The 22,052-nt window shown below is 55.1% G+C and carries 28 protein-coding genes; 4 read left to right on the plus strand and 24 right to left on the minus strand.

The features are described from left to right. Positions 1 to 74 precede the first annotated feature (74 nt). Positions 75 to 389 carry a hypothetical protein gene (locus P5706_RS36500; RefSeq protein ID WP_078466058.1) on the plus strand — a complete coding sequence of 105 codons (315 nt, stop codon included), beginning with the start codon at positions 75 to 77 and terminating at the stop codon, positions 387 to 389. A 170-nt stretch (positions 390 to 559) separates the two neighbouring features. Then, positions 560 to 841, plus strand: a complete 282-nt coding sequence (locus P5706_RS36505; protein WP_078466059.1) for a hypothetical protein — start codon at positions 560 to 562, stop codon at positions 839 to 841. A gap of 17 nt (positions 842 to 858) precedes the next feature. Here P5706_RS36505 and P5706_RS36510 read toward each other — a convergent pair whose 3' ends face one another. The 5 genes from P5706_RS36510 to P5706_RS36530 all read right to left on the minus strand — a co-directional run bounded on the left by P5706_RS36510 (position 859) and on the right by P5706_RS36530 (position 6,684). Then, positions 859 to 2,157 (minus strand): HNH endonuclease, encoded by a 1,299-nt coding sequence (locus P5706_RS36510; protein ID WP_078466060.1) that lies wholly within the window; start codon positions 2,155 to 2,157, stop codon positions 859 to 861. 220 nt (positions 2,158 to 2,377) lie between these two features. After that, entirely contained in the window at positions 2,378 to 3,076 is a 699-nt protein-coding gene (locus P5706_RS36515) for a hypothetical protein (RefSeq protein WP_153045986.1), read from the minus strand. 2,009 nt (positions 3,077 to 5,085) lie between these two features. Then, positions 5,086 to 5,586: a hypothetical protein gene (locus tag P5706_RS36520; protein ID WP_078466062.1), complete on the minus strand. Its 501-nt coding sequence runs from the start codon at positions 5,584 to 5,586 to the stop codon at positions 5,086 to 5,088. 95 nt (positions 5,587 to 5,681) lie between these two features. After that, entirely contained in the window at positions 5,682 to 5,861 is a 180-nt protein-coding gene (locus P5706_RS36525) for a hypothetical protein (protein WP_153045987.1), read from the minus strand. A 118-nt stretch (positions 5,862 to 5,979) separates the two neighbouring features. After that, on the minus strand, positions 5,980 to 6,684 hold the full coding sequence (locus P5706_RS36530) for a hypothetical protein (RefSeq protein WP_078466063.1): 705 nt from the start codon (positions 6,682 to 6,684) through the stop codon (positions 5,980 to 5,982). Positions 6,685 to 6,870: 186 nt separating this feature from the next. On the opposite strand from P5706_RS36530, the gene P5706_RS36535 reads away from it, so the two are divergent. Then, the gene (locus P5706_RS36535) at positions 6,871 to 7,428 is read left to right on the plus strand and encodes a hypothetical protein (protein ID WP_153045988.1); all 558 of its coding nucleotides are present in this window, start codon (positions 6,871 to 6,873) and stop codon (positions 7,426 to 7,428) included. A 175-nt stretch (positions 7,429 to 7,603) separates the two neighbouring features. On the opposite strand, the gene P5706_RS36540 is transcribed toward P5706_RS36535, so the two are convergent. The 8 genes from P5706_RS36540 to P5706_RS36575 all read right to left on the minus strand — a co-directional run bounded on the left by P5706_RS36540 (position 7,604) and on the right by P5706_RS36575 (position 13,054). Beyond that, complete coding sequence (locus P5706_RS36540; RefSeq protein WP_153045989.1) at positions 7,604 to 7,819, minus strand: hypothetical protein; 216 nt, start codon at positions 7,817 to 7,819, stop codon at positions 7,604 to 7,606. Positions 7,820 to 7,823: 4 nt separating this feature from the next. Beyond that, positions 7,824 to 8,171 (minus strand): hypothetical protein, encoded by a 348-nt coding sequence (locus P5706_RS36545; protein ID WP_153045990.1) that lies wholly within the window; start codon positions 8,169 to 8,171, stop codon positions 7,824 to 7,826. A gap of 73 nt (positions 8,172 to 8,244) precedes the next feature. Next, a complete protein-coding gene (locus P5706_RS36550) occupies positions 8,245 to 9,300 on the minus strand; it encodes a hypothetical protein (RefSeq protein WP_078466066.1) in 1,056 nt (351 codons plus the stop codon). Between the two features lie 205 nt (positions 9,301 to 9,505). Further along, a complete protein-coding gene (locus P5706_RS36555) occupies positions 9,506 to 9,949 on the minus strand; it encodes a hypothetical protein (protein ID WP_078466067.1) in 444 nt (147 codons plus the stop codon). 592 nt (positions 9,950 to 10,541) lie between these two features. After that, positions 10,542 to 11,033, minus strand: coding sequence for a phage protein NinX family protein (locus P5706_RS36560; protein WP_078466161.1), 492 nt, complete (start codon positions 11,031 to 11,033; stop codon positions 10,542 to 10,544). Between the two features lie 108 nt (positions 11,034 to 11,141). Beyond that, entirely contained in the window at positions 11,142 to 11,729 is a 588-nt protein-coding gene (locus tag P5706_RS36565; RefSeq protein ID WP_285685559.1) for a DUF262 domain-containing protein, read from the minus strand. A 99-nt stretch (positions 11,730 to 11,828) separates the two neighbouring features. Next, entirely contained in the window at positions 11,829 to 12,233 is a 405-nt protein-coding gene (locus P5706_RS36570; protein ID WP_078466069.1) for a hypothetical protein, read from the minus strand. 185 nt (positions 12,234 to 12,418) lie between these two features. Beyond that, on the minus strand, positions 12,419 to 13,054 hold the full coding sequence (locus P5706_RS36575) for a hypothetical protein (protein ID WP_078466070.1): 636 nt from the start codon (positions 13,052 to 13,054) through the stop codon (positions 12,419 to 12,421). 254 nt (positions 13,055 to 13,308) lie between these two features. Between P5706_RS36575 and P5706_RS36580 the strand changes: the two genes are divergently transcribed. Continuing rightward, complete coding sequence (locus P5706_RS36580) at positions 13,309 to 13,992, plus strand: hypothetical protein (RefSeq protein WP_078466071.1); 684 nt, start codon at positions 13,309 to 13,311, stop codon at positions 13,990 to 13,992. A 57-nt stretch (positions 13,993 to 14,049) separates the two neighbouring features. On the opposite strand, the gene P5706_RS36585 is transcribed toward P5706_RS36580, so the two are convergent. The 11 genes from P5706_RS36585 to P5706_RS36635 form a co-directional block, all read right to left on the minus strand. Continuing rightward, the gene (locus tag P5706_RS36585; RefSeq protein WP_078466072.1) at positions 14,050 to 14,424 is read right to left on the minus strand and encodes a hypothetical protein; all 375 of its coding nucleotides are present in this window, start codon (positions 14,422 to 14,424) and stop codon (positions 14,050 to 14,052) included. A gap of 55 nt (positions 14,425 to 14,479) precedes the next feature. After that, positions 14,480 to 14,782: a hypothetical protein gene (locus tag P5706_RS36590; RefSeq protein ID WP_078466073.1), complete on the minus strand. Its 303-nt coding sequence runs from the start codon at positions 14,780 to 14,782 to the stop codon at positions 14,480 to 14,482. A gap of 354 nt (positions 14,783 to 15,136) precedes the next feature. Further along, positions 15,137 to 15,274, minus strand: a complete 138-nt coding sequence (locus P5706_RS36595) for a hypothetical protein (RefSeq protein ID WP_161952151.1) — start codon at positions 15,272 to 15,274, stop codon at positions 15,137 to 15,139. Between the two features lie 1,044 nt (positions 15,275 to 16,318). Next, on the minus strand, positions 16,319 to 16,852 hold the full coding sequence (locus P5706_RS36600; protein WP_011923042.1) for an N-acetyltransferase: 534 nt from the start codon (positions 16,850 to 16,852) through the stop codon (positions 16,319 to 16,321). Between the two features lie 204 nt (positions 16,853 to 17,056). After that, a complete protein-coding gene (locus P5706_RS36605) occupies positions 17,057 to 17,683 on the minus strand; it encodes a hypothetical protein (protein WP_078466075.1) in 627 nt (208 codons plus the stop codon). Positions 17,684 to 17,779: 96 nt separating this feature from the next. Beyond that, positions 17,780 to 18,388, minus strand: coding sequence for a hypothetical protein (locus P5706_RS36610; protein WP_181087045.1), 609 nt, complete (start codon positions 18,386 to 18,388; stop codon positions 17,780 to 17,782). Positions 18,389 to 18,495: 107 nt separating this feature from the next. Further along, the gene (locus tag P5706_RS36615) at positions 18,496 to 19,677 is read right to left on the minus strand and encodes a hypothetical protein (protein WP_078466077.1); all 1,182 of its coding nucleotides are present in this window, start codon (positions 19,675 to 19,677) and stop codon (positions 18,496 to 18,498) included. A 78-nt stretch (positions 19,678 to 19,755) separates the two neighbouring features. Then, positions 19,756 to 19,986, minus strand: a complete 231-nt coding sequence (locus tag P5706_RS36620; RefSeq protein WP_078466078.1) for a hypothetical protein — start codon at positions 19,984 to 19,986, stop codon at positions 19,756 to 19,758. 22 nt (positions 19,987 to 20,008) lie between these two features. Further along, complete coding sequence (locus tag P5706_RS36625; RefSeq protein ID WP_078466079.1) at positions 20,009 to 20,215, minus strand: hypothetical protein; 207 nt, start codon at positions 20,213 to 20,215, stop codon at positions 20,009 to 20,011. 40 nt (positions 20,216 to 20,255) lie between these two features. Further along, positions 20,256 to 20,489 (minus strand): hypothetical protein, encoded by a 234-nt coding sequence (locus P5706_RS36630; protein WP_078466080.1) that lies wholly within the window; start codon positions 20,487 to 20,489, stop codon positions 20,256 to 20,258. A 250-nt stretch (positions 20,490 to 20,739) separates the two neighbouring features. Next, complete coding sequence (locus P5706_RS36635) at positions 20,740 to 21,912, minus strand: ATP-binding protein (RefSeq protein WP_233100507.1); 1,173 nt, start codon at positions 21,910 to 21,912, stop codon at positions 20,740 to 20,742. Positions 21,913 to 22,052: the final 140 nt, after the last annotated feature.

Genomic DNA, 22,052 nt, shown 5'->3' on the forward strand with positions numbered 1-22,052 from the left:
CCTGACCTTCATCGGGAAATCAAACGTCATGCCAGGCCGCTTCCCAATACAGCCCTAACTACAGGAATCGACCGATGGATAATTCGACCGTTGCCAAAAATGCACGCGCCTTTCCACCAGAGTTGGTGGCTAAGCTTGGGCTCATTCCAGACTCCGTAATGGCAGATCTGGTAAAGGCGCTTCCGCTGCATGGTCTTAACTTTGCAATGCTCAAGCCTGCAGAGTTGGAGGTCTTTGACTTCTTCCGGCAGCAAGGCCGCAAATATGGTGTTGCCGCTTCTGTTGTAAGCGATGCTGACCCTGCTGAGTTGGAAAATGCCACATCGCAGCAGCACCAGGACGAAATCATGCGCCGAGCCAACAGTTCTGTATCAGTAGTCCTGAGCTAAGGAATCAAGATGAAACCTGCCCAGCGTAGAGCAGTGAAGACAGCGGTCAATAAAGCCAAAACCGAGATCGCTCGTCTTGAGCGAGCCATCCAACGGTTTACACCTGGCACTCTCCCTCATGACAAGCTCACTCGTGAGCTGGCGGATCTGCGTCAGCGAGGCGGGTGACCATGTTCAACCGAAACTCCTTTCAGGCCGAGAGCTGGAAAGCCAAGTACCGTGCAGAGCTCACAAAACTGCAAATCTTCACGGTTCTACTTATGGCGCTGCTCGCTACAGGTTTTGTCTTCATATTCGTTCAAGTCTACCGGCACCCTAGCCCTTTCAGTTTTACCCTGGTAGGAGTTTCTGTGGTCCTGGCCGCTGCCTTTTACCGATACATGTACTACCTGCCGACCAAGCGCGATCGCCAGCGATATTCAAAACCCAGCGCCGGCAATCCCTCCTACTAGGTCCTGGCCTCTACTTGTCAGTGGTGCTCTTTACTCGACGCCTTGAACTCTTGGTAGTGGCTCTCCAGGAATAGAATCCTCGGCTTGGGGCTGTACATGAACATCCTTTTTCCCTGGTAGGCCTGATACCCGGCATCATCTACTGACTTGGCAACCTCCACGGTGAGTGTGGCCGGGTTGATGGTTATCAGGTGTGCATCGAACAGCCGGTGCAGATCCACCCTTAGCAGTAGCCCATTGGTTGCATCATCCGATTGATCCCCGCGATAGGGAATGATGTGGGCGGCCTCGAGCAGGGTATCCACCTTGCAGCCGGAGATGCAGCACTCTCCACCATACCGACCAAGCATGGATGCCCTGAAGTTGCCTTGCCCAGGGCGGGTAACCGAAACCTGTGTTCGCACAGTCCGCCGGTCGACCTTGAGCATGGCCAGCTCAACAGTGGGCGACGGCGCTGTTACCTGTCTCTCGTTTGGAAGCGAATCCTCAAGCTCTTGAATCAGCTCGTGGTCCATCATCAGCCGATAGGTTGGGTTCGTTGGCTGGCCCGAGTTGAGCGCTCGGAGGATGGACAGCGTTTCTGCTGCTGCCTCCAGTGAGGCAAAGCTGTCAGGGCGATTTGCCCAGGCTGACTTGAGCTGCTCCGTGGTTAGGTCTCGAATGTCGGCCAGGCTGAGCACCGGTCCTTCCACAACCTCTGTCAGGTTATCGATCACCGGGTTCTGTACGTGTACCACTTCCAGATCGACCAACACTTTCTGAATTGTCGCTTCTGCCTCGGCGATCGGGGTGAAGATGGCCAATACGTCTGGGTGGTACAGGTAGGTGGTTGCGCCGGCATAAAACTCATCGTCCCCGATCAACACCCTGTAGAGGGCAAACATCTCGGCCGCAGCTTCTTGTGAGCCACAAGAGTGGGCACGGCTCTCCCAGGCCAGCAGGATGTCATCACCCGTAAAGTCGGCAATGTCTTCAACGTCCAGGGCGTACAGGTGCGTAGGAGGCGTTGATAAATCCTCCTCGAGGACGGTGTCGGGCCGGGAAGTGATGAGGCTGGAGAAGTTGATTGTCGAGGTGAGGGCTTGACTGTCGTGGTGAAACGCACGCGAGCCCAGTACGCCCCCGTCTAACCACTGAGCGTATGCTGAGTGGTCTGCTGTACTGGTGCTTTCGTCCAGATAGAGACCGTAAGCAACTTTGAATTGAAGCCATGTCTCGTAACCAGCGTATTGGGCGCGGCTCAACCGTCCAGTTGGTTTCTTTGGCTTGGCTTTGGAAGTCGGGGTGGTTTTGCGCCCCCGGGCCAGCGTGGTCATGCGTGATCCGTCACTCGTTAGATGTGCCCTACAAGTGCTGTAGGTCAGATGGCCACGAGTATCGGTGATAAACCCGGGATTGGATAGCCGGCGACAGAGCCCCGGCCATACCAGCCCGGGGTGCATATCAAGTGAAATTCAGAATTGGGTGCTACTGCATCCAGTTGATCCAGCGGCACCGGAGATAGCCAGCATGACGCCGGCGCGACGAATGCCCAGTTTAAGCCGCCGCGCTCCGTTGCACGGATTTCTTGAGCTCGGTGAAGTAGTGGTCAATCACGATTTTCTCGCCGCCAGTAGAGTCTTGTAGCCACATAGCCACTGGCTGGCCATTAGTGGCGGTGTAGCCTTCCCGGACCTGCTCCTCGTCCAGGTCGTCACGGTGATGGCTGATGAATGCCACTTCCGCCGGCCGCTCGGCATAGATGCCGTGCAGTGCGCCACCAGTGACATCTGCCACAAGGCGGATCGGGGCGGTTGCTACCTCAAGCAAGGATTCGAATGCTTCCAGCACCTGACGCACGCTCTCTTCACAGGTACCGACGTTGAGCTGAACGGTTTCGTCCGGGCGATCAGACAGGAAGCCCACCACACGCCAAACCACACCGGCGTATTTACCAGTCGATGGCATGTGCTCGAGTTCGTTAGGATCGCTGGCCAGCGCATACATTGGGCTGTCCAGGGTATCCAGCACGATGCTGATGGTTTCGTCCACTTCGCAGTGGATGAGCGTCAGACGTGCGGCGTCATGACCAGTCAGGCTGTTGGAGTTGGCAACCGATGCAAGGATCTCTTCGCGCTGGCGGGCATCCACGGGCATGTAATGTTCGCCGCTATCGTAGATAACGTGCAGGCAACGCTCCATGGCGAACTTGGTGAATCGCAGACCAGCTCCGGGATTAGTTTGTGGGGTGTTCATCTAGTGGCCCTCTCGTGAGCTCTGTTAAGAGTTCTCATGATGGGGTTGCCTATCGGGTGCCAGAAGCACCTGCACCCTGTGCAGATGCCGGCAGTCCGTTAAAGCGGTCCGGGCTCAGTGGCATAGGGCGAGGGTGGTGACTAGATTCTGCAGTTCACGGTCGGGTGTTTTTTGAGAAGGCGGATGTTCTCGGTTACTTTGAAAACCACCGGTGTGCCCCCGTCCGTGGAGTAGCACCAGCGGATATCATCGCTGTAGTCGAGATGCGTAACAGGCAAGCGAATCCCCGCGACGTGGCCCAGTGCCCGCTCAACCAATCAAAATGCGCGGATTGAATGGTCACTCCGAAGATTCGGATGATTCTGGGGGCAGGGCGAGTTAACGACCGTTCTAGTCGTGGCACGCCTCGTAACGTAATAAATCGGTACTTTCGCCTTGTGCACATGAGGCATAAGAGCGAGACATTAGTTTGCCAGGGTAATACTTTACGCCGCCAACGACCCAGAAAAGAACCGGGTATGGATTAGTTGAATAAAGTCCGCCGGAGTCTTTGGGGAAGAACCGCTGCCCATTCAGATTCAATTCTTTGCCTCTGTCCTGGTTGCCTCGACAACCTCCCGAGTTCGTACCAATCCAAGTCGAGCCGCTGTAAGCGCATGATGGTCCAGCTGGAGCCATTGTACCAACAGCGGTTTGTTGGTTTGTTATTTGGCCAGAAGTGTAATTGGTCGTTAACCCGCCAACATTTCTGACCTGCCCAGTCACCAAGCTTTGTTCCCGGGCTTGAACATACTGGTAGTAGTTTTGGGTGCAAACCTGCTGTTGCGTGAAGCTACTGCCCTGCGCAACAGTGGCTGCGTCAGGACTCCATGCGCTGCAATTGAACAAGGCCCCATAGGGTGTCCAAGACGTATAGGTTGGGGCGATTGCTGCCCACTTGTCCGTGAAGGGAATCCATATCGAACCTGACCCACCCTCAACCATCCCTGATGCCGTTACGGTAGCCCCGCCAATTTGACTAGAAGATTTTAAACTCACCACAGTTTGTCCATTTGCGTTCGTATATGTAACCGAAGCGCCAAGGGTTCCGCTGGTTGTTGTCCACGTAATCGGAATACTTGCTTCAACAAGTGAGCCATAGGCATCGGTAACCGTCGCTGTGATATACGTCACCTCGCCAAGGGCCGCGAGGGTAGGGGGGGCTGCTGTCAAGACAATGATCAATCCCTGTTCGCAGTTGTTCCATCCATTTCTAGTAGGCTCACACACTACATACTGCCAGGTGCCGGGGTTGCTTCCCGGTGCTGTCCTAATGGGGGCCCATGTACCAGCGCTTGTATGGGCGCTTGTCAGAAGTGAGAGCGCTATAAGTATTGTGAATATTGCTCGCACCAGTTAAATCCCTCAGATCAGTCAATCAACGGTTTGGAAAGGCAAAACTGCAGCAGATTGCACATGACTCTGGAGTAGATAAATGTGCAGGGCAAGTCAAAACAGGGGTTCCAAATCTAACCACCGTCCCCGATGAAACATATAAATAATACATATCGTAGTTTCTTGCTTTTAACTTGAGGATGGGGTCCTCACGTAGGTTCTGAATGCGCACCGATCTAAAGGGACAAAAGCGAAGTCCGTCCGTTGCACATTCACTTGAAGCACCGCTTTAAGCGTTTCGAAGCGTTTTCGGCGCGATAACTCATGGTCTTGATCACTTCGCAGTGCGTGAGTACCAGGCGGGAGGCGTCTTCGTCAGTCCGACCGGTGGAATTGGCAACCGGGGAAAGGATCTCTACGCGCTGGCGGGCGTCCAAGGGCATTTATTGCGAGGCGCTGTCGTAGATAACGTGCAGGCAACGCTCGATGGCGAGCTTCGGGAATCGCATAGTCACTGCAGGAAAAGTCCTGGGGCGTTCATCTAGTGGCCCTCTTGTGGGATCGGTTAGGAGTTCTCATCGTGAGGGCAACTATCATGTGCAAGAAGCGCACGCACCGCTAGGCGGTGTTGGCAGTCAGCTACTGCTAATCTTGCTCAGTGTGACGACCACGTTCTGCAGTGCACGATCGAATGCTTCATCGGCAGCATCTTCGAGAAGGCTGATGTTTTCAGTGCGATTGAAAACTACCGGTGTGCCCCCGCTCGCCGAGTAGCGCCAGCGCAGATCATCTCCGTAGACGACTTGCGTGACGGAAGGGTGAATGCTTGCGACGTGGGCCAGCGCCTGTTCAACCAATCCTAAGGTGCGGAATGGATGGTCACCGCCGATGTGCTGCCCGGCATTCGCTGCTACGAACAAAGGGTTCTGCTGCTCAAACCAGTGCCATACATCGGCGACGTCGTCGCCCTTGTCGAAGTGCAGAAAGGAATTGTTCAGTTCAGCGCCATCATCAGCCAGGCAAACACCGCTAAGCACATTCCACAAGGTGCAGAGTTCAGCCAGCGTTCGGAAACCGTTGGTGGCTTTAGTGGCAATTGGGAAAGGGGAAGGGCGGTAGCTGGTGGTACCTTGCATGATGACCTCGATGGTGTCCGCTGGATGATGGACACATTTTGAGGTCGCTCCGAGTGTGCCAGAACCTAAGGCACACTCTGTATTTCCAGCGCTCCCTAAGACCAATCCGGATGGTCGGGATCGATCAGAGCACGTCCCGGCACAATCATTTCTTTTCCGGTGTCGATGCGGGCAACAACCCAGTTGCCACGTCCGCCGTAGTCAGTGGGTGATTTGGTGCGGACAAGGTTGCCGCTCTTAATGAACCGATACGTTGTTTCGGGTTGAATTTGCATTGGGTTCTCCTCAGTAGGCGTTGAGTGGATTCTAGCCCGGTACCGCGCTCTACATCTCGGAATTCGACGATAACAATAGTTGCCGAATGCCGGCGCTGCTGGGCCAGCGGTCAGAGTTTCAACTTGGGGCGGTGGAGCGCTCTGCTGCCTTGGCGAAGAAGGCCTGCATCTCCTCTGTTGCATTGTCGCGGTGATGCCAGATCGCCGCAGTCCTGCCGGCATTCTCCTTGAACCACTGTGCCTGTTCGCTGACACTTCCCTCGCTTTCATCCTCGTGGTCGAAGCACACAACGATGGCCTCGATAGGTTGCTGACTATGGATACCCACTAAGCCGCCATCGGAGAGTTCCACTACCACACGAGTTGGGGAGGGTGCAGGTGCTGGCGAAAGAAGCGACTGGAAAGCGCCCAGGGCTGCCCGCACGCCTGCTTCGTCATTACCACTGTTCAGCTGCAAGGCATCGCCCGGACGGTTGGAGAGGTAGCCCACAACGCGCCACACGACGCCTCCATACGAACCTTCTGAGAAGGTGTGCGAGTAATCGACGGATTCTGCATTGGCAGCCCGCTGGTAGAGCTCCCCATCGATGGTGTCCATAGCCGCGTAGGAAGCGCCACCAATTTCAATGGTGATGAGATTCAAACGCTGGTGGTCTCCGATGCTCAACGATCCATCCAGGGCAATCGGCGCTAGAATGTCTTCACACTGCCGAGGGTCAATCGGCAGGCAATGTTCGCCGTCCTCAGTCACGATACGAATGCAGCGCTCGATGTCGAACTTGACGAAGCGCAGGCCTGCGGCCGAAGTCAGGGTGGATTTCATTGGTTGTACTCATGAGTCATTGGACTAGATGATCACATGCTGATGCCATTTTCGTTGTGGCAGAACCTCAGGCTTTCAACGCAAATGAACTGAATTGTTGGGCTCGGATTTATCCTTGCAGTTATTGGATTGCCTGGGTCAAAAACGCCGTGCTACAAGGCTGTTCGATTCAGAAGGTAGATTTGAGTGAGCAATCTTTTAGAAAGTAGATCCGTGTACGAAATCGGGCTTGATGGTTCACCAGAAGGCTCGGCTTCAAACACCAGGCGCGGGAGTCGTAGTGGCCGTATAGCTCCGACCAATGCTGAGGTCTTCGACTTTGAATCATGTGAGATTGTGAGTGAAACCGCTCTGCGTCATGCCTTGATGACGCGCAGTTCGGTAGCTTTGGATTACATCGCAGATGTGGTGCCGGATCTAGCAACCCATGCGGAGGTCTGCTCCCACGTCATCAACACGTTACCCCGCGCTCCAAATGCGATCACCTTTCTTACTGAAATCAAGCGCCGCTGCCTGATAAAAAATGTCTATACCCATTCGATATTCATGCAGGCCGCTTTTCTGCATGGGTCTGTAAGGGTCAGAGTCAAAGACTCGACGGAGAAAGGGGCCAAACAAGCAGCTCATATTGCATTTGTGAAGCAGCTTTGCGAGAGAGTGTTGGCCGGTGATGAGTTTCAAACGCCCGGGAAAAGTCCCGTCCAGCATCCAATTGAACAGTCGTGCCCAACGGCATTTATCTAATCTTCATCTGAGTATTCGCAAGCTTGAGTTCCCCCGAACATCCCTGAGTCTGGGGTGGGCCTGAATAATCTCGCCCGTCTCTACCAATCCCTCAGCTTAGGGCGAATTCCTCACTGAGGATTTAAAGGCGAGTCCAAGTGCAGGTCACAAAAAGCCCGGACAGTGCCGGGCTCAGTCATTTGAAGCAACGCTTGCAGCGCTTTGACGTTTTTACCAACTCAGGATCCCGGTCTATCCCTGGAACAGAGACGCTGCCGCACTTTGAGCTGTAAATATGCGATTCCTGCCCCGTCCCGCCTGAAAGCACCTCGTGGAAGAAACGGTGAATCAGATAGCTATTGCCGGATGAAGCCATGGCCACCGTGTATTCGCGTTGCTGTGTCGTAATCATAAACTCACTCAGGGTCTGTGATGAGCATCCGGCCTGGCACCGCTGGCGCGGTTCGAATTTCGGCCAGACCTTTGGCAGTTCTGAATCCGATCTCGGTCACTGCGACCGGGTATTTAATTCCGCCATCCGGATTCAACACCACGAGACCAAACTTGCGGAGCTCGCTGAGCGTTGCTTGATCCAGGTCGGACGCGCCGTTGATCAGGTCTTGCAGTTTCTCGCTCGCTACCGCACCCAGTTCAACCGACCACTCACGGCCGTCGCGGCTGTAGTGGAAAGCGAATGACTCGGGCCGGGTTTCGATTGCGAGGAGCTTCAAACCTGGGCGTTCAGTGGTTGCGGGATTGTTCACGAATACACTCCGAAGTTTATGCGCGGTGGCCATGATCGGCATTGTAACTGGCCACCGCACAATCGACCTGAATTCAGCCTGCCAGGAAACTCAATTGCTCCATGGGTGCTTGCTGTGGGGTAGGCTTTGCCGCGGGCTTGGCGTCGATGACCCAAGTCGTGTTGGCGGCAGGGAACTGGGTGAGGGAGTAGATCTCGTCATGACCTTGCGGCATAGCGAAGTGGATTTCTTTACCAACAGAGCTGTGTTCAACCTTCGCCAACAAACGCTCAATGGTCCGCTGCTTGTAGTCTTCGACCTTCACGGTCGTGTCGACGATAACCCTTACGCCGGTGGCAGGCATCGGCTCTGCGTTTTCCACCGAGGCTCGGAGTGCCTGAATGCGTTTGCGGTAGCTGCCTGGCTCCTTAACCTCTGCTTCCCAAAGCGAGGCTACGAACTGGGCAACGATGCTGTATGCCCAGCCCTCACAGCGCCACTGTCCGTCACTGCCCATCATCAGGACGTTGTCATTGTCCCGGACCTGCATGCAGCGCGGCGATGTAACGTCGTATGCCTTGGCCTTCTGAGGCTTGTAGCCCAGGCTTTCGTCACGCGGGTTGCCCAGTGGGATGTTGTAGCTCTGAATAACCCGGTGTGCGCCTAGCGTCATGCCGTCATACAAGGTGCCCAAGAGGTTGCTGTCCGCGTACAGGGAAAGCTCAACGGATTCGCCGGCCTCAAGCGCCGCGACCTGTTTCCCATAGCCCCATGCTTGCATGGCGGGCTTGGAGTCGTTGAACGCGCTCATGGTCAGCGGAGAATTCCACTCTTTGCCAGCTTTCAGGATGATGTCCAGGTTGGCCATCGCGACAGGGTTGGCCATCTCTGCTAGCCAGCCCGCGATATAGCTTTCAGGCCTGATCGTCCGTCCGCCAGCACCCTGCAGCGATTGGCCTTCGCAGGAGGATGCAGACCGAAAGATCGCGCGGATAATCTGTGACGACGATCCAATTGCGCGGGCGCTCCAGCTCGGAGTGTGAGGGTGGCAGTTCTTTTCGTAGGTTTGCTCAAACATGACGTAGCAAGGCTGGCCATCTTGACCGCGGAATGCGCCAATGAGTTTGCCGGTGGTGACTGTAGAGCCCATGTTTGATACCCCTGAATGTGTTGAGAACCTGTGTTTCGATGGGTTCAGTATCAGGATACTTTGCGTGTGCCAGAACCAACTGGGACAGAGTTTTTACCTAATGCTGGCGCTATGAATCCTGTCCCAGGATTTGAGTCAGTCACGCTCCGGCTTATGGGAAATGAAAAGGCCTAGACATGCCGGGCTGAAGCATGAGAGGAATTTGTTAAAGCCCTATTATGCGGAGGCGAAAATCTCCCCAGACAGTCCATCGAGTAAGCTCAGAAGCGATCCAGCCCATTCCAATGATGATGAGTTCGCTGACTACATAGAAAGTAGAAAAGCCTTCAGGAGGCTTTGGAATCTGTACGTTTGAACCGAGAGTGGCGAAGACATAAATCAGCCCGTAAAACACTAGCATCGCGACCCAAAGGGCTCTATCCGTGCCCTTCTGGTAATACCGCTCGTAAACAAGTCCCGCCGAGGCTTGGATAATCCAGACAAGCAGGGTCATCCCAAGAAAATATTGGGTTACTGCTTGGGGCAGGACATGCCAGAGGGCTGTAATACCACTAATCAAATACAGATTGAATCCCGTGATAGCGGCGAGGATGAGCGATCGACGTGGGGGTGTTTCCGTGGTTTCTTGCGTCGGAACAATTTCAGTCATGTCTAATCCATCATTAGCGGCCAAAGCCAAGCTTCCAATTTAACTCAGAATGAGAGTCGCTCTTTGAAAATCACCATGGAGTTTTCCGTGGGCCAAGGGTTCATTGATTGGCGGAACTGGAGGTTCGAAAGGCAGGCTCCGGACTCGCACTCAGTTCAACCGGCACACTGACCCAGTCGCCAAACTTGGTGACGACGACGGCACGGCAGAGCGCTACCAACTCGTTGCGTGCAGGCTCGGTAGTGTATTGATCGCCGCAGTAGTAGATGTTTGCAATCCAGCGCTCGGAGGTCTCAGTACCTTCGGCCCCGTTGTGAGCTTCTGGGTAAACGCCACCTGGTAGTCGCGCATCAATGGGCCGGCTTGAGCCCATTCTGTGCTCGGACGGTGCGGTCACCCAATAGACAGTGCCTGAGGGATTTGTACCCAATAGACGGTCGTCCGAGTACCTAATAGACGGTGTTCCGGGCACCCAATAGACGGCGGCCTGGGGGACTGGTACCCAATAGACGGTCTCCCGCTGATTTGCTGGCAACCCGCTGAAGTGGTGCATTTTCAACAGTGCCCGACGTATAGACCCCTCGCCTGGATTTCAAAGTTCGGCAGCGTCAGTTCTCGGATAGCCAGGTTCCGGTGCCACACTCAATTCAACCGGCACACTGACCCAGTCCCCAAACTTTGTGACAACCACAGCACGGCAAAGCGCTACGAGCTCGTTACGCGCAGGCTCGGTGGTGTATTGATCGCCTCCGCTGTAGTAGATATTTGCAATCCAACGCTCGGAAGTCTCAGTACCTTCGTCCCCGTAGTGAGCCTCTGGGTTGAGCGCCACCTGGTATTCGCGCAGCAATGGGCCGGCATGAGCCCAGTCTGTGCTCGGACGGAACGGGATTAAGCCCCGTGAGGTAACGCGATAGGCGCGTGCGAGGTTCTGGTGTTGAGGGCTCTCGATCTGAACCTTGATCCCGGCCGCTTGAGCAACAGCCCAGTCCAGGGCTGGCCCGTCCAGTTCCTCAAGGTAGATTTGTACGAATCCGGAGAGTGCTTGGGGTTTTGCGGGTGGCACAGGAGCGTAGGCTGTCATTTCGGTATCCTCGGCTGAAATCATTACCTCTATGCTGCCTTGCTTGGCTGTGTGCCAGAAGCGGAAACATCACCGCCATTTCCACCGTTACCAGTTTGGGGCGTCCGGTTAGTTGGGGTCGACGGCTTGCTTGGCCTGTTCCAGCAGTGCACGCACACGTTGAATTTCCTTCGCGCTATGCGGCGTGCCGCCCGCGTTCAGGTCTAGGTATTGAGTAAGCAGTTGCTCGCGACTGGTGAAGTCGTAGACTGCGACCTTCACGTAGAATTTTCGTGCGCTGTACGCGGTGCCCAGCAACTCCTTAGCAGTGAGCCCGAATGGCTTCACGTTTCCTTTGACGAACTCAGTGATTGCAGTGAAACGCTGCAGCCCGTCAACGCACTGCAACCCAGGCGGGAGATCGGTATCTGCTTTGGCGATATTATTCCAGCTAGCGCTGTTGAACTGGATAAGCAACCCGCTGACAGGTACAACGCCGCGCAAGCAGTTTTCGATGTAGTGAGCTTGCTGCTCGGGCGTCCAAACATGTCCGCGCTGGAAGTCCGGAATTAGCTCCAGTCCACCATAATCTTCGCCGAGACCAATCAGGGCCCGCTCCAAGCCATCCCAGCGGTAATCCGCGGACCAGCGCGCGGTGCGCAGTGGCTTGATGAGATTATTTAGTTGCTGCTCGAATTCGCTGATCTGACGTGCCATTGCTGTAATCCGTATTTAGGGACAATTAGTGTCCGTTCTTTCATGTGGCCAGCATGTCGGTGGAAGCCGAAATACAACCACAACCTTTTCAACTCAGGCTTACACCATCTCGACCTGAACACGGAACGTCCGGTCTTTGTCATGCAAATCCAACCGGGAGCCTATCGCGCCAGATTCCAGACCTGCCTTGAATTCGAACGCGCTGGATTCACTGAAAAAGTACGATTCCTCCACCTCTAGAAGCTCCCGCCCATCAAATGACGATTGCACAACGCAGTAGACGTACTTGCTGTCGATCGGGGCATCTGGGTAGAACTTGTACAGATTAATGCTCGAGGAGTGGGGCTTGCCGTCTTTGCCGACAGTGAATTCGATCTGCTCACTCGAAAAGCGGGCGTCTTGGTGGAAGCCGGTTACCGTTACAACGTAGGGCTGGTCGTCCATGAATCCCATAAACAAGGTCTGGCCGATGGTGGGTCGATAGTCCGGGGTGTGGGCGCTCATGGGTGATTTCCTTTATGAAGGGTCGCATTTGATTGACCCCATATTCGTAGAGGATTCAGCGTGCCAGAAGCCCCATCCAGTCAGAATGATGAGTAAGCACGGGCTGAATCCCAGATGTGAGCCGAAGGCTGCGCAATCGGTTTCCGCAGGTTGGGTCTGACGAATTGAATCGCTCGCCGCCGGTGTTAGGCCGCAAGCCCCAGGTCTTCACACTCCTCACGCCATCCGGCCCAGAGATCTGCTTCAATCGACGCATAGGTATCGTGAAGGTCCTGGCAGTACGCGCGGTGGGCTTCCTCCTCCAACATTTCCTGGTTGCACTCGTAGGCATCAATGCATTCCTCTGCCGTGTCGACCGGCGACTCTCCATGTGACCATTGGTGCATCACTGTGCGGTAATGCCCTTGCCGAATGTGTGCGACCGTGCCGACACGAGCGTCCATGAGTTGAGCGATAGCCATATCGACCGCAGCAAGCCAGCTTGTGTAAGGGAAGTGTTCATGTGGCTCAGGTTGCAACCAACTTGCTGAGAGCCTGCCAATCGATCCGCTCTTAACGTTGGTTTCATGCAGTTCTGTATAGAGCTCGTGAGCAAGGCTGTATTGGTCTGCCAGCTCAGGGATGTCTTGAAGCATGATTGGCACGCAGGGGCCATAGTGGCGGTAGGTCAGAACATCATTCGACGCAAGATCGTGCACCGCGTTGTAGGCAGCCTCCAAGGCGGCTTCGGTTTGAGCCTCGCACCCTTCGATGCCAGCAAAAGCAGCGACATTGATCCAGAGCAAGCGGGCGGCGAGGGCTTCTTGAAATGCTGGGTTCATGGTTGAGGCTCCGAGTCTGTTTGGACAGTGGAACCATCATCAGGGGGTATTAAGTGTGCCAGAACCTCCCAAGGGGAAAATAAGGCTGCCGCCCCAACGTTTGGAATGCCCGCCTAATCGAACTTCCAATGCCTCAGGCGGGGTACCAATGCGGTCGTTATCCAGCCTAGGGAAAGGTGTGCTGGGGTCGCTTGATCCTTGGTCGATCTGTATCGTCATCGCCCATTGACACTGAATCGCCGGAGCAAGTACCAATGCACGAGTACATAGACGCTTTCAAGGTAGCCATGGTGCGGACCGATGGGATTGCAGGTGGATTGTCGAACTACCCGCTGAGGATCACTCCAGGGTTGAAGATCGACATACCTCAGATTGTTGATGCGATCGCTCGTGACTTCTCGGAGTTTCTCCCGCATACCGACGTGCTGCCAGGGAAATGCTTCAGAGTCGCCCGTGAGCTGTCATACATCCTGCTTGAGTTGGGTGTCCGGCATACCGTCACTGTTGGAGACATCGAGCTGGTTGATGGCCTCTATGTGGGCCTTGACCTAGAGCAGCTGCAGCGCGACGTTGCCGGGGGCTATGGGTTGGACTTTCAGGATGGGCGTCCTGTAGGCCGGCCGATAAATGCTCATGCCTGGATCACCTTGGAGAATGGGTGTGTCATTGACACCACTATCCTTCCTTCTCAGCATCGCAAAAGCCAAAACCCATCTGAGCTTCTGAGTTTTGCTGAGTCGGTCTATTTTTCCGGCAAGCAGCACACTCCAGTAGTCCGGCACTTACCGATGATGACCGGGCTTGTGTATCACCAGTTGGTGCTGATCGGGGAGGGTGACGGTGACGCACAGAACTACTGTCAGTGGTCGGAGGATTACGCGCGGTTGATGGGGAGGCTGGACTTGGTCAGGTTGGTGCCGGCACTCAGACCTAATTGATTTCAAGGAACTCAACCCGTGTCTCATTGGCACCGGGTTGGAATTTGATGAAATGGCTCAATTGATAGGCGTAGAAGGCAGCATAGGTGCTTCGAAAAACGGGTGAAGCTCCGTAAAACCCGCATCTCGATAACACTGCCACCAAGCATCTACCTGGTCCTTCACACTCTCGGTCAGCTCCTTGATTCCATTGCGCAGATCTATCGCTAAGAACGCGCATGCCTTGTAAGCGTCTACGGCCTCAAGGTCATCGCGGGAGACTACTGCGCAGGCAGTCAGATGACGTGAACGTACATAGTGAAAAGCACCGGCAGGTATGGCGCCGGCCATGTACTCACTGTGCGCAGCGGCTAGGTTCGCATCGAGGACCGGCATAACACCGATCAAGTTGCTTTTGAGGGATTGAATACTCATGGTCTGACTAGGGTTCATGTTTTGATTCCTTGAGACCCAGGCGAGCCCGGGCGTGAGGGTGGGATGATCAGGCTCAGGCAGCTTGCGGCGGGAGGTCGCTACGTTTGTTTGCGATCCCGATGTTGGATTTGAAGTAATCCATGCACGCTTCAAAGCCTTGCGAGATAAGCGCTGAGTAGGCTGCGCGGTGATCACCATTGAGGATGTAGAACCCATCCATTTGATCACGCACTAGCGCAGTGGTGTCGCAGCCATAGATCCACATGTCGTGGTCGTTGAAGCTGACGTAGAACCCTTTACCGTTGATGGTCGAGTTGTACTGCACGACAGGCACCGCCAGTCCCGAAGCGAGTGTGATGGTGTGGGCGGTAGCCATATTGATTTCCTTGCATGAGCTGAATTTGATATGGCCATCTTGTTGCCACTTACCCTGTGCCAGAACCCTCTTTACGAAAAAAGAGCCGCATGGGCCCCTTTTTTGGTGGACGGCAACTAACTCCGTTTGCCAGCCCGATCATCTGCGCCTCGTGACCAACCGCGGGCGTACAATCGGTCTTCCCAGGTCGAATCCGGATTGGGGAAGGCTGGCCCCGGGTCTCCCTTCTGGCCTGCTTCACGTCCACGCTGATACGGCGTCTTCTCGTCCGCGGGGCCCAACAGCGCTGCTAACTTACTCATAATTCCTACCTTGAATAGCCGGGGCCGGCCAGTACAGCCAGTTGGTTGGGATTCAGAGTGGGGATTTCAGCTGCTCAACCCGAGCCTTTTGTTCCAGGTCCATGCACAGGCGGACCTGCTTTGCCGTCGCCTTGCCCTGAGCCCACCGGTTTCGCAGTGATTTCATTGTTCTTTCTTCAGCCTTGCTCATGATCTCTCCACACTCTTGGAAGTTGATGAGGGCAATATTGAGGCGTTCGCAAGCGTGCCAGAAGCATGCTTATGGAGGATCCACGAACCCGGCCGGGGGTATTGTGAATTGCAGGATCGAGTAGGAGGCGGCCTCACAGCCGCCGTCCTCTCACACCACCGTACGTACGGTTCCGTATACGGCGGTTCCTGCCTACTGACAAATAACGTCAGCGAGTTTGGTTCCGTTGATGTGTCGCCTGTGGTATCTAAGCGCCCAGACCGGCCCTCGGAGCTTCCGGCTCCTACCTCCTGATGGTCTCGACCCCCGCTACGCGGAGTTTCTGCTTTACGCTCCAACAGAGATCACACCCGACTATCCACTCATGGCAGGTTCAGCCCTTCATTACTCCGGTTCGAGCAACTACTACGGCCTCGGCTGACTTCTGTTCGCCCATCCCGTCATCTCGCGACGCCGGTAGCACATGGCAGGCTAAACAGATCTCCCAGGGTAATTCGCGCGACCTTCCTGCTTATGCCTGTCGGATCTACGTCACAGCGTTCCGTGCAAGTATCGGGCTTTGACGATTGTGGCCGTCTTACCCCGCTGTGCCGCCTCATCCGCTTCCTGTTCGTCAGGCCAGCATTTTGCCTCGGGCTTCCTTCAGATTCGCAGTCACCCGCGACACCCTTACCTCTGGCTAACACTTCCCCTTGCCGGGTGTGTAGAGGACTTTCACCTCCAAGTCGTTTGGCTCACCACCACAGTGAGCTAAACAGCGCCAGTCACGGCGCTACGCGCCATGCCTGGCGCACCACAAAAAAAGCCGCCCGTCAGGGCAGCTCTTTGGAAATCAATGATGCTTGTCAGCCAGCGAGGCGGCCAACGGGCTCGAAATCACGGCCTTTGGACATTGCTACGTCCAGAAAACGGCTGGCTTTCACGGAACGATTAGCAAGGACCGCACGAGCTTCTGCTTGGAAGCGTGCTGCCATCATTGGTTTCGGTTCGTGCTTTGGCTTCTGCATAGACACCTCTCGGGTATCGGGATTTAGGTGGATAGTATTACTGCTCAATAGAGATGACAAGCCGGTCCGTCGGATCGAAGGCGAACCCCAGGCTCTCATATACCGGGATAGCACCTGCTGCAGGCTCCTGGACCTCGATCTCCGTACAACCGATCATAAGGGCGTAGTTCTCGATTGCGGTCAGCGCCAGCGCAGCCACGGCACCTCGTAGGGGGTGCGACTTGTCTGGCTTGCCCTCGAGAATCACGATCTTGATGCAGATCTTGCTCTTTCGAGGTGTGGCGTAGCAGAGCCCACAGAGCTCCTGACCAAACCATAGCGAAAGATCGAAGCCGCGCGTGTCGTCCTGCTTCCAATGATGCACATCGTACCAAGGATAGAGGGTAGCCTCATCACCCCAAAGGTCCGAGGCTTCGATCTCCACTGGCGTGATGCTATCGAAGCGGATTTGAGTAGTGTCTATTCCCCGGGCCTTAAGGTTCTCGTTTGAGTGCGCCAGCGCCTGGGCTGCCTTGCGTGCTTCAGACCTCAGGATCTGGTAGCGGTATTCGTTGCCACGATTCTTGGACATTGGTAACCAGCAGCGGGATTCGGATCGTGGCTAGGATAACGGCTTTTCTATACTTTCACAGGGGTTGCGCGACGTGCCTGACTGGGGATGTGGCGGGAAACGGACATTTCCTGCTGGTGGATGTCCGTTCTCCTTCCTAAGTCCGCCCCCAGCTATTCAGCCGCTTACAGAGGAATTGAACCGGAGTTAGCCGGCGACTCCGACTTAAGAATGGTCGGTGCAATCGCAACGTAAGTGGTGGTCTTCTTGCTGGCGGACATCTTCAAGATCCCGGGCAACCTCATGCATGAACTCTTCGAGCTCGATTTCACCCAGCCCACCGATATGGCGCTTGTAAGACTCATGGATCTTTTCAGCTGCAACAGCTGGCAGGTCCTGGTTTCTCCATGAATGGAAAAAGTCCTCATCAAAGGAATACGTAGCAACCGCGGCTTCGGCACAGGTCATTTGCATCAGATCGGCAATCGCGCGAGTAACTGCGGCCATCCATTGGGAATAGGGAAGGTCCAGCGGTTTGACTGGTGGTAGCCAGTGCGACTGCATCACCTCGATAGATCCGTCGTGATAGTTCTTGTAGTAGAGCTCTGAATACATCTCGTACGCGAGATTGTAATGGTCCTCCAGCAAGGGAACATCCTGCAGCAGGAGAGGGGCAACAGGGCCGTAGTGGCGGTGGGAAAGCACGTCGTTCGAAGCGAGCTCATCTACTGCGTTGCAAGCGGCCTGGTACGCGGTATCGACCTGAGGTTCCGATGCTCCAATGGCTTCGAGAACGAGGTAGTCCGTCCACAGGAAGCGGGCGGCGAGGGCTTCACGGAATGCTGCGTTCATAATTTGTCTCCAGAGACTTGAGTTGTTCAATGGAGCAATCATGGGTGGCCTTTGCGTGTGCCAGAAGCAGGCACCACTTCTGGATCGCTAGGGAATCTACAAGGCTGCGCTCTTCGAAACCGCAGATGGGGTGTCGTTTGCTATGTGGTGGCGCAGGCCAATCAACCCCAATGCTGGGACCCATATGCCTACGAAGTCGGAAAGCAGCTGTGCCCACTGGATGTATCCCCGAGGAGGACCTTCATAAACATATTCGTGAGGCTGGATCCCCACCTCCCATGTGAGTGACCAAATCCACATCATTCCTGCACTCATGAGCGCCGCTTGCGTCGGCCGGGTAAGTGAAGGCCAGTCCCTCACATACTGCCGCAACATGACTGAGCCTATGAGGTAGAAAGGGATGACGATGGTGCAGATGAACTTTCGCAAGCCATGCTCCATCTGGAAAGGCATCCAAGTGGGCCATGACAGGAACAGAGGAAATCCACACAGGCCCGCCAATGCGACCATAAGGTTGGCGCGACGGCCTCGTTGCGTGGAAAACGACCGGATCAAAGCCCACCCTACCAGGGTGCAGCCTGCGAACCCCACGCAGTGTGCAAGCTCCCTCGGACCAAAGCCCCAGGCGGGGTTTGAACCGACGAAATACATCGTTGCGAAGGGGCGGGTGACTGCAATATCAAAGCCGAGGGCAATCAGAATCACGCCGAAACATCCCACAGCCAATATCTTTCCTGAATTCATTTGCTCGAATAGCCCTTGTGCTGTGCACGTCCGAGGATCTTGCCTGAGCGGGGGTATTAAATTCCTGACTAAGGATTCTGACTCTCTTGAATTCGCTCAATGATTACCTGGTGGCGGGAGAAGTTTCGGATCATGTAGTTGACCGTCAGCAGAGTTGCCGTGTACCCAAGACTAACGCCGATCGTGCCTGCAATAAGCAAGGGCCAGTCGTAGGGGGCTTGAGAAAAGAGTGTCAGCGCGGCGAGCAAGCTACCCAGCGTTAAGCTGGCCCCTAGATGTACCGCATTTCGCGGGCGGCTTACCCAAGGCCACTTTATCCGCAGCATAATCAGAGCGAAAACTGTGAGGAAGTAGAGCAGGATTAGGGGTGTCAACCGGTGTGCCTCAAGAAAGCTCTGACTCACACTCCAAACTAGCAGTAACGCCATCACCCCAATAGGCACCAGGTGATATTTGGCTCCTTTGGTGTCCCAGAGAGATGTGAGTATCGAGGATACTGTGGCCACGATCCCAGCCATGCTGAGCGCGACTAACAGCATCTGAGCGCCCCCTGTAAACCCGCCAGTCTGGAAGGCAATGCCACCCACTGCGGTGAGCCCCCCACCGATGAGTGCGATGGATCGAGTAATCACCCGATTCAGACGCTGTGGGTCTCTGAGGGTTGTGCATGACTGCCGCGCCCGTTTTATTGTGGGACTGGACGTCCGATCAACATAGTCGATGGAGAAATTGGTTTCCGAATCTGTGTGCCGAGCCGCTTCAATAATGCTCTTGATCCCGTTTTGGCCTGCGTCCAGGCACGGCTGCGCAACTTGGGCACCTGCACCGATCGCAGTCGGGTGGGCAGTGACGTCGCTGATATCGACGGGTTTTCCGGGGAACACCTTGAGGCGCCAGCAGTGACTTTCAGTCAGGATTAGAAACGATGCGTCCTGATTATGGATTCCAAGAATAGCCGTTGCGTGGGCCGCGAGATCGGCCTCCAGCGGAGTTGAAGGCCTAGTGGTACCAGCAGGCAGGTTCCGGTCAAGCAGGTAGTCAACAATCAGGTTGCTTACTAGAACGTTTCCGGATGCGCCCACGGCGACGATAGGCGAGAGCTCAAACGTGAGGGGTTTAACTGGGACCCAAAGCTTGGATTTCAGTGACCAATCCCGTTGGGCGATGTAGCCGGTCTGCACCATCGCTGCGCTGTCACTCACCAAAGTGTCGGCGCTGAGGGTTTTCAGATCCCATGTGATCGTTGTCAAAAAGCACCTGCGATGAAGTTGATGGGAAAGTTGACACGGTCACTGAGGTGCCAGGTAGGGGCTGCTGCGGCTGGCCTGTTATTCAGCCGGGAAATATTCCAGAGTTTCTGTATCAAAGCGAGTGTTGATAGCGTTCATTACCGCCTCTTCAAAGCTTTGGCCCTTCGCGTTGCACCAGCCGAAGCCTTCCACGTGCCAAACGGCGCGGTGTTGTTTGTAGGTGTGGTCGCGGTTGAAGTCGATTTGAACGGAAGCGAATCGACTCCGCTCATGCAACCACTCCCAGCATTTTTGCATATTGTTGGTCATGATTTGTCCTGTCCGCGGCTGGTTATTGCGGTGCCGTATCCCGAAGTTGTGTGGTGCGGAACATAGTTGCAGATGCGAGGTGTGCCCAGTCCCGAGGTGTGACCTCGAGGCAGTCGCTTTCAAACAGCTGGTTGATGGTGTCGATTAGTGCGGAAAGAGCCTCCTCTGTTGGTGCGCTCTCTACGGCCTCAAGGGCCTCATCGAAGTCACAAAATGTCAGGGTGGCCATTCCTTTTCCTTGTAGGCTGTTTGACTGGTTTCTTGTTGGTTCACACCCGCCGAACGATGTCGTTTATGCATTCGACATTCGAATAGAGGCGCCCGCTGCGATGCCAGCTTTCAGCGATCGCCGCACTATCCTCACCATAGAAGCCGTTGCAGTCGAAGCTGTGGCGCTGGGTTGCACGGACTACCGTGACGCGTTCGCCGCCCCGAGTGATGTACGCACCTGGTTCGGTGATGACTGCCGGAAGGGATACGAGGGGCCAAAGGTAGACGGACATTGCGAGCACTCCATAAGCTGATGTGCCTATGTTGTAGGCGACTGATGTGTGCCAGAAGCTACCAATGACGATAATTTCCATTCCCGCTGTGAGAGTGCGGCGATTTACGCCCGGTCCATTATCTTGGATCTGTCCTGATGAGATGAGATCCACCAACCGAACAGTCAGCTTTGGGGCGCCTGATGGTGGTGCAGCGCTACCGAAAGCCTGTCAGGGCAATATTTAACATTTCCCCCAACAGGCGGTTCAGTTATGACTTAACGGAGCTGCGGGTAAGCCAGGTAGCCATAGAGATATCCTCAAGGGCGTATTCACCGCGGTTTGCCTTCCAGACCAGCTCTTTGTCCCGCAGCACGTCTAAGGCCTTCTGAACGTTCGGGGTTGAGGCGTTGGCGTCGACTTGTGCGAGTTCGAGTTTACGGTTCACGGCCTGAAATGTTTGATCTGAGAAGGGCACGAATGGCTGCTTGCTGATAGCACGCTCAGCCATGACCTCAAGAACCGCTTGTTGGATAGGGGAAAGCCCGTTAAAGGCGCTCTCGTAGTCACTCCACACTCCTGCTTGGTGGTTCAGCGCGCCTGTGCGCAGTAGCTCGCCAAGGTTGCTGGCCTCACCTAGACCGACGCTTACCTCAGTGAGGAGCTGATTCAACATCTCAGGCCGGTGTCCAACAAGGTCGAATGCGTCAGCTAAATCCTCAACGCTAAACTGATTGCTGGATGCGAGGCGGGCATTCCAGATTTCCGTTGCGAACGCGACAAAGTCTTTGCCCAGCAATGGGAATGGAGTGATGTTGGCGCCGTAGAACGGCTGCTTGCTCTTGAGCACCAGGTTGGCCAACTTGTCTCTACTCGAGCCAGTGAAGACTAAGCGCAGCCCGTCGTCCCCCACGCCGCTGTTGAGGTGATCACGCGCAGCCTTGAGGGCGAACATGGTATTCAACCCACTCTCGCTGTTCAGAGCATGCTGAGCTTCGTCAATGATAAGTACGATCAATTGACCTGAGACCCGGTGAAGCACGTCCAGCGCCTTTGCAAGGGTGGTGCCCGCCGGCAAGTGAGGCTTTGAGAAATCCCAGCTGAGGGTCCGTAACAGGTTGATCTTCTCGATGCCGATCTTCTTGGCGGCCTTACTCATGGCGCTATCGAATTCCCCTAGGGCTGAGCCGATCACTCCAGCTATCAGTTCGGCCGGGTCAGTTTCGCGATTGGCCCAAAGGTCGACATACACTGCAAGCCAGCCCCGCGTTTCACATTCGGGGATGAAATCGTTTCTGAGGAAAGTGCTCTTGCCAGTGCGCCGAGGCGCGGCCAGGAACAGGCCTGAGCTATAATCGACAAACGACTCACCGGCGACATCTCGTGCCAGAGATTCTGCAAGCGCAGGGCGTTGGAAGATAGGGCGTTTCTGACTGATGCTCATGCTATATCCTCAAATATCCGACACGCTATAATCTATAGTGTAGCGGATATTTCGAGATATTCAGAGTCGGCGTCCAAAATCACCAGGCTACGGGTGAGACTCTGGTCAAGCCTCGGTATGGCGGATAGACCGCGTCGACA

It is taken from the genome of Pseudomonas sp. ChxA (assembly GCF_030263855.1).
Lineage (GTDB): Bacteria > Pseudomonadota > Gammaproteobacteria > Pseudomonadales > Pseudomonadaceae > Aquipseudomonas > Aquipseudomonas fluorescens_CB.